The organism is Corynebacterium kroppenstedtii DSM 44385 (assembly GCF_000023145.1).
Lineage (GTDB): Bacteria > Actinomycetota > Actinomycetes > Mycobacteriales > Mycobacteriaceae > Corynebacterium > Corynebacterium kroppenstedtii.
This window is the reverse complement of record NC_012704.1, coordinates 1,890,151-1,903,661: the sequence shown is the minus strand read 5'-3', so window position 1 is coordinate 1,903,661 and position 13,511 is coordinate 1,890,151. Positions and strand designations below refer to the sequence as shown.

Here is a 13,511-nt window from a genome sequence, read left to right as displayed (position 1 = left end):
CCAAATCTCCCATCTACTCAAACGGAACAAAAACCAGGGCACGCCAATCACACCAGCACCGTACAACACCACCACCAGCACCTTGAACCATAGTTCCTGTCATGAGGCTGCTCCGGTTGTAATGTTTAAGAATTGCTATATCCTTATCAAAGGATCGAGCAAGCATCATCGCATTCTGATCCCATTGAGCTCCCCATCAAGGAGCGCCCCTCGCAAATGAACCAGCAGGAAAGCATTCATGTCTATATCCAGCATAAGTGCCCGGATGCTGGGAGCTGCACTACTCATCGCAGCCCCACTGGCTACAGTCGGTACCCCCGTCGCACAGGCCATCCCAGATATGCCTCAAGGCTACCCAATCACAAACCTGTACAAGAGTTGTACTCCGGAATCAGCACACACTGATCACTACCCTGAATGGCACTATGGGGAAACCGGTCGTCGCTACCTCGGTGATGGAAACATCCAATTCACCAACAAAACAGACAAAACAGTTCCTTACACCGCCTCAATCGAAACAGGAACTAATCACAAGATTGACGCGAATTCCAAGGCCTCTCTCCCCTCCGGGTGGAACACTACCGCCAAATCCGACATTGGATTAAAGGAATCCAACGGGTGGCTAGACAACGAAACCTTCGGGCCCATCAACCTAGGACCGGGAGAATCCGTCCGCATTGAATACGGCGTCGTCGAAAAAGACTTCATCGCTATGTACGTCACCTGCCAAGACGGCGTCCTTACCAATGCCGAAGGCGCCAACGTTATTCGCGGTACCGGCCCCGCCGAACGCTACGCATACGCCTACATCATCAAAGCTGATGGCACCGTCTCAGACCTTGCGATGGATATTCCAACCCGCAACCCAGGGGCAAACAGTAAGCCCAGTGGAAACACCTACAACAGCCACTCAGGGCCGAGCCTGGAAAAAGTTGCAGACCCCAAGCGCGACGAAATTATCGAACCCACACAGGAACCACAGCATGATTCGTCCTGGCCTACGCTAGGTCAAACATGCAACAACAGAGACAAAACCTGGTACCCCTATCACATCACAGCAACAAAACCAGATTTTGCAAAACCAGGCTATTCAAACGACTTCCTGAATTGGTCAGATTCCGAGTACACGTACACACCACAGACAGACTACGTGGTTGGCGCAGAATACAACGGCTACTCTAACTGGAAAAACGTAAGAAACCACCTGCCCAACGGTTGGTTGGAATCTATCGGAGTGATTGAGCGCGCATACATGCCAGTGGGCACTCCTCTAAAACCCGTTCACCTAGCCCCCGGTGAAAAAGTCCGCGTGGAATACGGAACAACCATGACGCGAGTGAATTACCAAGAAATCCATTGCGGAAAAGACGGAAAATACTCCTTGCTCTCCCACTATCCTCAGGCGTCAGCACCCAGTGGATTCTGGGCACAGGCAAAAATCACATCCAAGGACGGATCAACCAGAACTGAAGACATCACACCAGACCAGTGGCGTACATTGCCCGTACCCACCCAATCATCTAACTAATCACACCCATGACAGGAGACACCATGAAAAACATCATCCGCACCATTACAACAGCAGCAGCAGGAACCGCAGCAGCAGCCTCACTTTTCGTTGCACCAGCCGCACACGCACTGCCACCCCGTGACCAAGGAACAGCAAATCCGACGACCATCGGAGATCGTTGCACTAACCCAGGCGATACCGGGCAAACCATCGCTATCAAACGTAGCTATTTTGACGGGTCCGCCGGAACCTGGACAGTATCCAACTACAATGACGAACCGCTACCCGTCACACGCGAAATCACAGAAACCAAGACCAAAACCTGGAATGTGTCTGCTGGCGTTGACTTCCCCATCTTGGATTTAATCCACATGACCTTCTCCACCAGCTACACCGACACGCAAACCTACGAGGTTGGCGAAACCGTGGGACCATACAATATCGCCCCCGGCAAAACTGCCGTCCTTCGTGCTGGCTGGATTGTTTCTGACTTCGAAGGACAGAAGACTATTTGCGGCGCAGACCACACATGGAAGGCAAACGGTGGAAACTTCACCGCTAGCTTACCGAAGGAACGTCACGTGGCCATCAGCACGCGCGACAATGACAAGATCGAAGGCTAACCCATATGCGTTACCGTCGAAAAATTGCTGTAACACTGTGCACACTCGCAATCGGCCTGACAACACCAGGCATCTCCACCGCTACGGAGAAATCCTCACCCGGAACATTCGCCGGGGATTTCGAACTGCCACAGCGCTGGAACGATGACTTCAAACCAGGAACGTCATGCGCTACACCGAACAGCAATGGGATCTATCCCATTGCTAAACGCCGCTGGTTTAAACAGACCGATGCCGCCAGCGTCGCCAACCACAACAATCATCCTGTCCCCGTAAAACAACACATCAAGGATGTTCGCACACAGACGGTTGAAACCAGTGTCCAAATAAAAGAGAAAGCTGAACTGCCGAAGTTGATGACCAACACCTTCGGTTTCAACTACGTATACACGGAGCACTGGGCCCTGAAACAAGTCGTAGGCCCGTACAACCTTCCCGCTGGCAAACAAGGCCGGCTGGTCTGGGGATTCCTCATCCTGGACACCACAAACCAGAATGTGACATGCGGGGAAGACCTGACCTGGCACGAAGTAGGAGCCCCATTCGACGCATCCATCCCAGAAAGCCGCTACTCCGAGCTGCGCGTGGATAGCACAATAGAAGAATAAACTGATCCTGATGCGTTGGCCGAAGTGACCAGCCACACCACGGTCTAAGCTACCTAACCAACCATCCACCCATAGGGACCAACCGCACCTGGGCTGGTCCCGCTTCTCCATTGCGAACCAAGAAAGATATCGTAAACCACACCAACACAGCCTTAACCCCTAGACATCACCTCAACGTAGCCCAACTCATGGTCAACGAACGCTAACCTACCAGCGACATCGCTGCCATCATCCGCACCACGAAAACAGAAAAGACCCCTGCAGGCGCCTCGCCCGGCCGCCCACAGGGGCCCCTCTCTCATCACACCCCGAGGAAAAGGGTGCCCCCCTACTATACCTCTACCCATAAAAACCAACAATAAAACAAACCTGCAGCCCACCCCCAAGACCCGTACACACCACTAACGCCTTAGTCGCCCGGGGGTTGTGTGGTGGTTGGGGTAGGGGGTGGTCCCCTGGGGTTGTGTTAGAGCTGGTTGGCGACGATTCTGCCGATGGCGTTGGTTCCGGTGATGGTGGGGTGGTAGATCATGTTTTGTGTTGTGGTTGGTGCCCATCGTCCGTCAACCCATCGTTCGTTGTCGTCGGGGTTGCAGGTGTCGTGGCCTTTGGCGTCGTTGTGGATGTCTATTGTCCGGATTCCGGCTTTTTGGCTTGATGTTTTTATGTTGTTGTTGAGTGTTTCTTCGGCTTTGTTGCTGAGTGGGACGTGTAGGGGGATGGGTTTGTTGGCTTCGGGGGTGGCGGGGCAGATGTAGTCGCCGGGTGCGGAGAGTGGTTGGTAGGTGGTGGTGAGGAGTTCGGCGTTTGGTGCGATGGTGGGCAGCCAGTTTTTAATGGCGGTGAGGTATGCGGTGTATAGGTCGGGGTTGAGGGTGGGGAGGTTGAGTGTTCCGATTGCTGTTTTGAGTTGCTCGGTTTTTTGAAGTCCGCCGAAGGAGATGATGAGTTTTTGGTGTTAGTGCCTAGGTCTTTGTTGTTGGTTGCTTGTTTGAGGTAGGTGGCTACTTGTTTTGCTTGTGCTCCGTTGCATGAGTAGTCGGCCAGGGACCATTGTTTTTGTTGTGCGGCTATTCGTGGCCAGTTTTCTTGGTCTTGGTTGCAGCCGTTGGGGCCGATGGCTGGTTCGCGTGGCGGTGTGGTGTAGCTGTGGACGAGGGGGTTTGATGTGGGGCCGTTGGCGGTGAATGAATCGCCGATGGTGACGAGGTCTTTGCCGCCTTCTGGTTCGGGTGGTGGGGTGGGGAGTTGGTTTTGGACTTCTTCGGGTGAGGGTTGTTGTTGGTTGGTTTGTGGTTGGGGGTCGGTAGGTTCAGCTTGGACGGTGAAGGCCGTGCTTACTGCTAGTGTGCAGAGGGTGATGGTGGATGCAAGGAGGGACTTTTTCATGGTGCTTATTTCCTTCTGGTGGTTTTAGAGTTGGTTGGCGATGGTTTGTGCCATGCGTTGTTGTCCGGTGTGTGTGGGGTGGGCGATGAGGCTGCCTTCGGGGATTCCGAAGTAGCTTGAGTTGCGTTCGTTAGTTGGGCTGCACCATCCGTCGGGTTGGTTAGGTGGGGTGACGTAGGTGGCGTTGGTGTCTTGGGCGGCGGATTTGACGACGTTGTTGATGTTCGTGACGTATTGTTCGAGGAATGCGCGGTCGTTTTGGGAAAGGAAGCCATCATCTATGCATTGGTAGTCTTTCATTGCGGCGGTGTAGTAGCCGGTGAATACTATCTTTGCGTGTGGTGAGCGTTGTCGAGCGTTGTTGGCGATGTCGACGAGGCGTTGGTGGAGGGTTCGGCCTTCTGGGTCGGGGTTGTTGATTTGTGCGGTGGCTGTCGGTTCTGCTGTGTCTTTGCAGTCGGGCAGTCCGGGTATGTGGATGTGGGGGGCGCATTGTGCGAATACGTCGGCTAGTCCGGCATCGTTGCCGCCGAGGCTGATGGTGATGAGTTTGGTGTCGTTGGTGAGGTGTTCTTTTTGTGGGGTGGGTGCGGTGCCTGGTAGGGCGTGGTTTTGTGGTTGGTCGTATTGGTAGGTGAGTGCCCAGGCGCAGGAGGCGTCGTCGAGGGTGAGGCCAAGCTTGTTGGCGAGTTGGTGGGGGTAGTTGTCTTGGTCTTGGACGCAGGCGGGGTGGGTGCCGGGGACTTGTTGGGCGAGGGTGCCGGTGGAGGCGTAGGAGTCTCCGAGGGCGACGTATTTGTCTCCGGTGGTGATGGTGTCGGCGTGGGCTGGTTGGTGTGTGGTGGTGGGGATGAGGGTTGCGGTGGTGAGGGCGGCGATGGCGGCGATGGCTGTTTTTGTTGTGGTGGTTGTCATTGGGGGCCTTCGTTGTTGTTGGGGGGGTGTTGTCGTGTGTGAGTGTACATCCCTGGTGGGGCTTTCTCGAGGGGGATTGGGTGGTCGGAATTATGTGATGCCGGGGTGGTTTTCGGTGGGGAGGTGGAGGAGTTGGTGTTTGGTGTGTTTTCCTGCTTGTGTTTCGGTGGTGGTTTTGCGGGTGTGGCAGGTGCGGCAGAGCACGCGGAGGTTGGTGGGGGTGTGGGTGCCGCCTTGGCTGGTGGGGATGATGTGGTCTACTTCTTTGCCGGGGGCTCCGCAGAGTTGGCAGGTGTAGTGGTCTCGTTGTCTGATGAGAGTGCGGAGGTGTCGGGGGGTTTCGGGTTTGTTCGGGTTGTGTGTGTTCATAGGTCGTGTTTGATGGCGGCGGGTGCGGGGTGTTGGGTGAGTTCGTCGGGGTGGGCGTGGCGCCATTCGGCTATGTGACCGAGGGCAGCATCGTATTTGTTGCTAAGAGTGTTGACTCGTTCACGGAGGGTGTCGACTTGGGTTTGTAGGTTGTTGATCCTTCCGGTGAGTTCGTGTTTGGTGCGTTCGGTTTCCTTTTGGATGGCGTCGACGAACGCCTTCCATTCGGGGTAGCGCGTTTGTTCTTTGGCGACTTTTTCTTTGCCATGCGCGTTGGTGATGGCGGCGAACCATGAGGCAAGCCCTGCGATGGCGCTGGAGACTCCTGTGATGAGGAGGGTGGTGAGTGGCCCGTGCATAGTGCCCCCTGTGCGGTTAGTTGGTGTTTTTTCGGATGTGTGGCCGGGGTTAGTGTTCGGGGGCTGGTGTGGGGTGGCCGGGTGTGCCGCCTTGGGGTGTGATGGTGGGGCGGGGCGGCTGGTAGGTGTCGTTGGGCTGGTTGGTCTGCGTGTTCTGATTCGGTTGGTCAGGCCGGTGGGTTTGTTCAGGCTGGTTAGCCTGGTTTTGTGAATGAGGAGCGTAGGTGATGGGTGGTGAGGGGGGTGTTTGTGGGGCGTGGAGTGTGTTGTTGTCGCCGGGTTGGGTTTCTGCGTCTTTCGGGCGCCCTGTGGGGCGATAGTCGGAGTGCTCTCCAGTGGAGACGGCGGCGAGTGCGCCGCTGATAGCTGCGGCGATGCCGGCGGCGGTTTGGAACCAGTCGTTGACTTGTCCTGGTGTGGCAATACCGAGGGCGGTGACGGCTAGCCCGATGATCCCTGCAGTGGTGTAGACGACTTGCCGGAGGTACCAGGGGGAGTGGGTGATGCCTCGGTCGAGGTGGAATTCGCCAGGATGAATGTTGTTGATGTGTGGGATGTCGTGCTTAGCCATGGTGTGATCCTCTACGTGGTGTGCGGTCAGGAGTGAGATGGCTGCGCTAGGGGGTGGTTAGTTGCCGGTGAACAGGTGCCGGAGTTCGTCGTGGCTTCCGCGGTAGGCGTTGACGTCGACAACGCCGGGGTAGCCGGCGGCATAACAGTTGGAGCCGTATTGGAGGATGTCGGGGGCGTGGTTGCCGAGTGGGTAGTTCCATCGTTGGTCGGTGTCGCCGGGGTAGAGTTGGGCGGCAGTGCCGTAGCCGTTGGTGCCGTAGTTGGAGATCCATAGTGCCCCGAGCCCATCCATGGATGGTTCACCCCCGGGCATGTTTTCCCAGTACCACGCTCCCGAGTAGATGCCGGGTACGTGGTAGCCGCGTGATTCGAGTTCACGTTTCGCGGCCCATACGTCGTCGCCGGTGAGGAGGAGTTGGTGGTTTCTGCTGACTGATTCGACGTCGATCCATACGCCGAGGTCGCGGCGTCCTCCCATTTGTTGGTCGATGACGTCGACTTGTTGGGCGATGGTGCTTCCTTCTGAGGGGGCGCGAAGATACCAGTATGCTGACGTGATCAGTCCTGCGCTTTCCGCGTCTTGAAGATGGGAGCCGAAGACTTTATCTCGGTAGGTGCCGTCGCATAGTCGGATGATGACGAAGTCGTATCCTTCGGCTTGTGCGCGGTGTAGGTACATTCCGTTTTGATGTTCAGAGACATCGAGTCCGTACAGTGGCATAGTTACCTCTTTTCTACTTGTTGATCGAACGTAGGTTCGGTAGCCACGTGTGTAGTGTGGGGATCAGCGCTTCCATCGCTGATCGTCCTGTGGTGTAGTCGTCTTGGCCGAAAAACAATGCGTGCGCCTCATTAACCGCATTTAGCATGGGTCTTCCTACAACCCATGCCCCCGCGGGTGTATCTTCGCTTAGGCACACCCCCATGTGCTCCACCCCCTTGTTTTATACAACATGAAGTCTACTCGTTCGAACTTATATTCTAGCCGATGAGGGTTTTTAGTCGCTTTGTGACCGACGATATGTGCTTTTGGTTATCGTTGAGTTGTTGTAGAGCAGATCGGCGAGCTTTTGCTTCACCAACGGCTAGTTCTACCTCCGGCGGGTGGCCATCTTCACAGGTGATTGTGGCTTCATCAATCCATGTGGATAGCACCATTTCTCGCCATTCGACACCAATTTGGTCACCCACATTCACCTCATAGCCGAGAGAGTATGGGCATCCGTCGGCGATCTTAAACGCCGCCGAGAACCCACCTTTGCCCTTAGTAAGCGCCTCAAACGCCTGTTGTTCACCTTCTACAGTGAAGCCCTCACCCGAGGCGACCAGTTCACGACGCCGGTAGGGGCCTAGATAATGTGCTCGGCGAGTCGCCTGATGGTGGGTAAACGCCAACAATTTATCTTCCGTCAGCTTGCCTCCGGCTTTCTCCAGCTTCGACTGCAAGTCATCCAATTGTTTATCGTGCCCAGGCCACGCCGTTTTCGCTCCTGCAATAGCGCCGCCTACAAATGAGGCTGTTGCCCGTTTCAAAAGTTGGTTAATCGCACCTGGGCTTTTCCCACCAACGGTGACGTCAGCGTACTTTGAGCGGGTGATGGTGACATCCGAGGTGGCGTAGTCGATGTGGTCTGGTCGGAGCATCACCCAGGGTTTGTAGCCGTCCGGATTGGAGCGGGCGGACATGCCGACTGTCGATACGTTGTCTTCCGGATCCCATTTGCGCTTGATGTTTTTCACGCCCTCACGGATATGGCCGGCGACGGACGAATCGGCTGTTACGGGGACGACATCGATAATGAAGGTGGGTTTCCATAGGCGCGTGTGAGTAGGGAACGGTTGCCGATCCCACGGCATCCATAGAGTGATCGTTAGCCTGAGGCCCGCCGCGTCTAAGGTTTCTTTTGTCAGGTCGGCTAGTGAGTCGAAGCGTGCGGCAAGTACTGTCCAGGGAGTATCAACTGACTTGTGCAAGGGGTTGACCATGATCGGCCAATCTGCATAGTCTCGCCAGGCGATCGGTGACCACGGGTCGGGGTCGGGTAGAAGGTCAAATTGGTAGAGCCTGCGCAGGTTCATGAGGATGAACGTTTTTATCACGCGGAGTGAGTCCCCGGCCCGCACGTCCATATATTTGGGTTGGAGCGATTTGATCGACATCGGGTTGGATTCCATGACAAGATAGTCGGTCATTTCATAGATGGAGGCTCCGCTGATTTCGACGGTGGGATTGACTCGCTGGGCATGGTCGACGATCTTGTCGACGAAGTAGGTGTAGCGGGTGTGCCCGTATTCGACGATGAGGAATTGTTGTATGTCGGTTAGCTTGCGTAAAGCCGAGTTGGGGTCGCCGTCGAAGGCTAACGGTGGGATAAGTAAATCAACCATCGGGTGATGGGCTGGGACTTCGAGTGCGAAGGTGCCAGCATCGTTGACCTTATCTGAGGCTTTGAGTGAGACGTAGCCGGTGACGATGACCTGTGGGGTTAAGTATTTGTCAGTCAAATAGACGAACGGCGTATGGTCGTCCCGTCGCCTCTGACCAATCGCGGCCATTTGCGTTATTTGATGTTCCTGCATTAGAAATTATCCCCCCTGATTGCGCCCATGGTGAAAGGTAACGGTTTCGCCACAGCACTTGGCAATGGTGGCACTCCACTGCTGTGCCGTCTCCTGGCATGACTGGCCGTGTCCAGGCCACGCCGCGCATGGTGGCCCAGGCTGTATGGTTCGGGTAGCCCTGGTTGTCGGTGACAAGGCCCCCGGTGGCTGGGTCGGTGTAATACGTCAGTCCTGATCGGCCTAAGGCTGGTGGGAGCACGATGAGGCCATTGCGGTCTTCGGTGAATCGTGCTGCCATGCCCCGCCAGCGAACAGTTGGCCATAGTGGAATATCGCCGGTGTTTTCGATGGCTACAATGCCGGTGCCGCTATGTTGGGGGCCGAACCAGCAGCCGTCCTTAGCGGTAAGTTCAACCTCCATGGTGGTGCCGTCTATGGCGGTGGTGTCCTCGGGCAGGCCTACCGGTTTTGCAAGATGCACGAAGAGGCACAGTGATGGTTGGCGAGATTCCGTGACGATGAGTTTGGCTGGTTTGAAAAAGTCTAAGCCGTTAAGGAACCGACGGGTGACTGTCTCGACGGTGAGTTCGGGTGTTGTGGTGATCTGCACGGTGAGTGTCGGCTCGATAGGGTCAAGCTCACCGATATCTAGGCTTGGTGACTGGAAACGTGATTGGTGTTTATCCTTTTGGTCACTGATGTTGCCGACGGTGTTACTGATCTTGCCGAGCGTGATACCCTCGGCACCCTCGTCATCTCCGGCCAGGTGCCATGTTTGCCCCCGATAGTCTAAAAGCTGAATATTCATCAGCAGCCCCCTGGATAATTGGTGTTACACCACCATTGGTGTTGTGAACGTATTGATCTGAACGCCGCGCTCTAAGGCCTCAATCCTGCGCTGATAGTCAGCCAAAGCCTGATTGACCCCACGCCGCACATCATCTGATGACACCGTCATATTGTCCCCGTTCATATTGACGTGCACCTCCACGGGTGGCAGTACGCTACGGCCAGGATCGTTAGCAGGGCCTGCGACAGAGACCTTCACCCGGCCTTGATTATCAAGGATGTCGGGTGCCTTTGTGCCGTCAATCCCCCAGGGTGAGCCAAGGTCCTCGGTCACATCGGAGAGAATGTCTCCGAGGAATTGCGCTCCCCATTCGATTGGTGCCCCGATCCGGTCTTCTTCGCCGTTAAGCCAGGCCTCGACACCATCAGCAAACGCTTTAGCGGTTTCATCCATATGCTGAGAGGCTTCAGTCATACCCTGAGCGAAGTCCTGCATTTGTTGGGAAGATAGGACCCATTCGCTGTCTCCGGATGTATTGACGGCGATGGAATTATTGGGAAGAACACCGCCTGAATCACGGAGGAACGCTGGCAACACGCCACCACGCTTGTACCCTCCCGCACGATCATATGCTGCAGAAAGTGAACCATACGTGGCCATGGCATAGTTCATCGAAGCACGAATATTGGATTCCGGATCCCAAATATCGTCATATCCAGGGTCTTTATACGACTGGAATGTTGGATCAATAGTCTGCATAAGCCCCTTCGACGGCGTCCCCTTAGCCGCATTCGAATCCCAATTATTGACCGCGTGGGGATTCCCACCGGATTCTTGCTGCATACGCCGGAGAACGCTGTTGGTCAGGGATACTGGTTGGCCTTTTTCACGAAGGAGTCGTTCGACAAGCCCTCGGTACATCTCAACGTTGCCGCCGACGGTCATTCTTTCTTTGACTTTCTTGGCGACCTCTGAGACCTTTTCCTTTAGCCAATTCCACGCATTATCAGCACCCTTAGTCAAATACGCAGGGGCAACAGACTTAGCCAAGTCGGTACCACTGCTAATACCTAGTTGCCCCTTCACGCCATCAATCTTGCTGAAGAACAACCGCTTAGCCGCATTAGCGAAATCACCCCCCAGCTCCATCGCCTTATCAAGCACATCATCGCTAATCTCCCAGGCCTTACCAGCCGCATGCTTAATACCGCCAATAACACCGCCATCAGCAAACCCCACCGATAAGCCACTACCACGACCAGACCGCGCCATCGCATTCATCCGCGCCACAGCAGCAGGCCCACCGACAGCACGCGTCCACTCAGGACGCATCACAGCCTCACCACCGGACAGGTTGAGTATCCCGCCGGTGGGGGAGAAGAACGTATGCACGTCCCGGCCTGGGGTATAGCCGGGCATCACACCACCGGTAGCAAAATGCACCTCATTGAGCTTGCCGACACCGGTGACATTCGCAATCGCATTCCACGCCGGAAGAATCCCGTGGTTGTACGCAATATCGGTGATCTTCTTCGCAACACTCTGAACGGTATCCCACACTTTGTTCCATGCGTTTTTGATACCGTCGGCGGCGGATTCGAACCAGTGCTGGACGGTGCGGACACCTTCGCCCATCCTGTCGAACGCCGGTTTCACAAAGTTATCGACGATCATCGAGATGAAGTCCGACATTCCATGCCAGGCAGGAATCAAAACATTATCGATGACCGCCTTAATTCCATTGACGACAGCAGACCAGACGGCACCAATCGCGGTGAATATTGGCTGCAAGATACCATTCCACAGGCCCTGTAGCACCGCCCCCATAAGGTTCCAGGCAGGCTGTAAAACACCATTCCAGACAGCCGCCATGCCGCTGAGTAGCATGTTCCACGCCGCACCGATCAGAGAGAAAATTGGTTGGAGTACCGCCGACCACAGGGTGCTCACAACCATGCCCATGAAGTCCCACATGGGGTGCAAAACCGACTCCCACAATGCGACCATGCCTGTGACAAGCAAGTTCCAGCCGGCTTGAATCAAGTTGAACGCCAGGAGAATAGCGGCTTTTACTATCTCCACCTGAATCATGATTGGTGTGAGAAGTGCCGTCACAATATACGGAACAATTGTGCTGATTACGCTCGCAGCTTGGGAGAAGAACCCCGAAATAGACGACCACGCCGACGACAGCCAAGTGCCGATTGTCTCAAAAATCGGTTGCAACCATTCCCAAAAACTTTGAAAAGCGCTGCCGACTGCGGCCAAGATTTCTTGACCCGCCTTCGTCTTCGTCAAAAACAGGGTGATACCAGCGGTCAGAAGTCCAATTGCAGTGATAATGAGACCGACAGGATTCGTATCAAAGATCGCGGCAAACAAAGCAGGCAGCGTCCGCAAACCAGTAAAGATGATACGGCCCATACCAATAACAAACTTCAGGGCTTTCCCGACGCCAACAAAGGACTTAACCATCCCTCCGACTAGGGGCCCGAATGTGGAAACAACGGTAGCTCCCTCCTGAATAGCCCTAAAACCCCTATTCAATGGGACGAATGCTTCAGCCCAGAGCATAAAACCGTTAGCAGCCGCCGCCGCTAACTGTGGGTGTTTAGCCAACGCGTTACTTAACGCGGTAATCGCGGGAACAATCACCGAAGTAATGATCGGGACCAGCGCATTCAATAGTGCGGTTAGCGCAGGCAGTGTCCCATTCACAATGGCCACGAGTGCAGCTGCCAGTGGTGGAATCGCCGGGGCCAAGGCGGCTACCACACGGATAGCTGCCTGAGCAAGCTGCTCTAACAAGGGGCCCATCTGGGCTAACCCCTCCTTGAGCGGCCCAAAAGCCCCTATAACAGCCTCAACATTGATGCTATCCAATGCAGAAAAAATCGAAGGGATAACATCATTGGCGAGATGCTCAAATACCGGCGCAATCGCATTACTAATCTGTTGTGCAATTGGGCCAAGTTTGCCTTCGAGACCGGCGAAACCATCAGAAATGGCATTAAACACCGGGATCATTCCATTATAGAACGGCTGAATGATCTCAGCGGTGACGTGGGAGGCCATAGCCTTCATATATTCCATAGACCCCTGGAACGTTTCGCGCTGCTTCTGCGCCGCCCCATGGAACATGGAATCCATAGCCTGGGAGAAATCAGCAAACGACACCTTCCCAGAGCTGACCATATCCGCCACCGCATCCTTGGACACGCCCATCTGCTTGGCAAGCTGATCCTGAAGACCAATACCACGGTCCATCAGCTGGGCCATCACCTCACCATCAACATGGCCACGAGCAGCAACCTTCGACCAGATCGACCCCATCTCACTAATCGACGTATTCGAATGCGCGGCAGCATCAGCAACATGACTCAGCGTGTCTTGAAGCTCCTGGCCCGGTTTAATACCCGAGCCCAACATCACCGACGCAACCTGAGCAGTATCACCCATGAGAAACGACGTGCCCTCAATAGACTTATTAACGTTTCCCATGATCTGGGTAATCTCATTACCCTTATAGCCCAAACCCTCAAGAGCTTTCTCGGCCCGATCAGTCGAGGCGAGTCGGCTGAAACCATCGGAAAACGCCTTACCGGCGCTCACCCCGATAGCGGCTGTGGCGGCAATCGCCCCGACCTTCATCGTTTTCTTCAAGCCCGACGTGATCCTGTTACCCATCTGTTCGCCCCACGATTGGGACGGAGCAACTACTGCCTTATCCAATTGTTTACGAATCTGGGAGAAATCGCCCATCTTCGGAACAATGCTCACCCATCCGGTGCCAACATCAAAGTTCGCCGCCAT

General features: G+C 55.1%; 12 protein-coding genes. 3 read left to right on the top strand and 9 right to left on the bottom strand.

The genetic code is table 11. From position 1 onward, the window contains the following. The first annotated feature begins 238 nt into the window (after positions 1-238). From CKROP_RS07975 to CKROP_RS07965, 3 genes are read left to right on the top strand one after another with little or no spacing between them, the layout of a single operon-like run. Positions 239-1,528: a hypothetical protein gene (locus CKROP_RS07975; protein WP_012732226.1), complete on the top strand. Its 1,290-nt coding sequence runs from the start codon at positions 239-241 to the stop codon at positions 1,526-1,528. 23 nt (positions 1,529-1,551) lie between these two features. Further along, complete coding sequence (locus CKROP_RS07970) at positions 1,552-2,133, top strand: hypothetical protein (RefSeq protein WP_012732225.1); 582 nt, start codon at positions 1,552-1,554, stop codon at positions 2,131-2,133. 5 nt (positions 2,134-2,138) lie between these two features. Next, positions 2,139-2,741: a hypothetical protein gene (locus tag CKROP_RS07965; protein ID WP_012732224.1), complete on the top strand. Its 603-nt coding sequence runs from the start codon at positions 2,139-2,141 to the stop codon at positions 2,739-2,741. Positions 2,742-3,404: 663 nt separating this feature from the next. On the opposite strand, the gene CKROP_RS11325 is transcribed toward CKROP_RS07965, so the two are convergent. The 9 genes from CKROP_RS11325 to CKROP_RS10795 form a co-directional block, all read right to left on the bottom strand. Then, positions 3,405-4,130, bottom strand: coding sequence for an SGNH/GDSL hydrolase family protein (locus CKROP_RS11325; RefSeq protein WP_012732223.1), 726 nt, complete (start codon positions 4,128-4,130; stop codon positions 3,405-3,407). Positions 4,131-4,154: 24 nt separating this feature from the next. Next, the gene (locus CKROP_RS07955; RefSeq protein ID WP_012732222.1) at positions 4,155-5,045 is read right to left on the bottom strand and encodes an SGNH/GDSL hydrolase family protein; all 891 of its coding nucleotides are present in this window, start codon (positions 5,043-5,045) and stop codon (positions 4,155-4,157) included. 90 nt (positions 5,046-5,135) lie between these two features. Then, positions 5,136-5,414 (bottom strand): HNH endonuclease, encoded by a 279-nt coding sequence (locus tag CKROP_RS11160; RefSeq protein WP_169302961.1) that lies wholly within the window; start codon positions 5,412-5,414, stop codon positions 5,136-5,138. Beyond that, positions 5,411-5,773, bottom strand: a complete 363-nt coding sequence (locus CKROP_RS07945) for a hypothetical protein (RefSeq protein WP_012732221.1) — start codon at positions 5,771-5,773, stop codon at positions 5,411-5,413. Before CKROP_RS07945 ends, CKROP_RS11160 begins: the two co-directional genes overlap by 4 nt. 49 nt (positions 5,774-5,822) lie before the next feature. Further along, complete coding sequence (locus CKROP_RS07940) at positions 5,823-6,344, bottom strand: hypothetical protein (RefSeq protein WP_012732220.1); 522 nt, start codon at positions 6,342-6,344, stop codon at positions 5,823-5,825. Between the two features lie 57 nt (positions 6,345-6,401). Next, positions 6,402-7,067 (bottom strand): glycoside hydrolase family 25 protein, encoded by a 666-nt coding sequence (locus tag CKROP_RS07935; RefSeq protein WP_012732219.1) that lies wholly within the window; start codon positions 7,065-7,067, stop codon positions 6,402-6,404. Between the two features lie 260 nt (positions 7,068-7,327). After that, positions 7,328-8,926 (bottom strand): Gp37-like protein, encoded by a 1,599-nt coding sequence (locus CKROP_RS10800; RefSeq protein ID WP_148209670.1) that lies wholly within the window; start codon positions 8,924-8,926, stop codon positions 7,328-7,330. Further along, complete coding sequence (locus CKROP_RS07925; protein WP_012732217.1) at positions 8,844-9,716, bottom strand: hypothetical protein; 873 nt, start codon at positions 9,714-9,716, stop codon at positions 8,844-8,846. Before CKROP_RS07925 ends, CKROP_RS10800 begins: the two co-directional genes overlap by 83 nt. Positions 9,717-9,740: 24 nt before the next feature. Beyond that, complete coding sequence (locus CKROP_RS10795; protein WP_012732216.1) at positions 9,741-13,511, bottom strand: tape measure protein; 3,771 nt, start codon at positions 13,509-13,511, stop codon at positions 9,741-9,743.

Excerpts from the sequence above, each read along its gene's own strand:
- CKROP_RS10800 (WP_148209670.1), bottom strand. The coding sequence starts at position 8,926 with ATGCAGGAACATCAAATAACGCAAATGGCCGCGATTGGTCAGAGGCGA.
- CKROP_RS07940 (WP_012732220.1), bottom strand. The coding sequence starts at position 6,344 with ATGGCTAAGCACGACATCCCACACATCAACAACATTCATCCTGGCGAA.
- CKROP_RS11325 (WP_012732223.1), bottom strand. The coding sequence starts at position 4,130 with ATGAAAAAGTCCCTCCTTGCATCCACCATCACCCTCTGCACACTAGCA.
- CKROP_RS07935 (WP_012732219.1), bottom strand. The coding sequence starts at position 7,067 with ATGCCACTGTACGGACTCGATGTCTCTGAACATCAAAACGGAATGTAC.
- CKROP_RS10795 (WP_012732216.1), bottom strand. The coding sequence starts at position 13,511 with ATGGCGGCGAACTTTGATGTTGGCACCGGATGGGTGAGCATTGTTCCG.
- CKROP_RS11160 (WP_169302961.1), bottom strand. The coding sequence starts at position 5,414 with ATGAACACACACAACCCGAACAAACCCGAAACCCCCCGACACCTCCGC.
- CKROP_RS07965 (WP_012732224.1), top strand. The coding sequence starts at position 2,139 with ATGCGTTACCGTCGAAAAATTGCTGTAACACTGTGCACACTCGCAATC.
- CKROP_RS07955 (WP_012732222.1), bottom strand. The coding sequence starts at position 5,045 with ATGACAACCACCACAACAAAAACAGCCATCGCCGCCATCGCCGCCCTC.
- CKROP_RS07975 (WP_012732226.1), top strand. The coding sequence starts at position 239 with ATGTCTATATCCAGCATAAGTGCCCGGATGCTGGGAGCTGCACTACTC.
- CKROP_RS07925 (WP_012732217.1), bottom strand. The coding sequence starts at position 9,716 with ATGAATATTCAGCTTTTAGACTATCGGGGGCAAACATGGCACCTGGCC.
- CKROP_RS07945 (WP_012732221.1), bottom strand. The coding sequence starts at position 5,773 with ATGCACGGGCCACTCACCACCCTCCTCATCACAGGAGTCTCCAGCGCC.
- CKROP_RS07970 (WP_012732225.1), top strand. The coding sequence starts at position 1,552 with ATGAAAAACATCATCCGCACCATTACAACAGCAGCAGCAGGAACCGCA.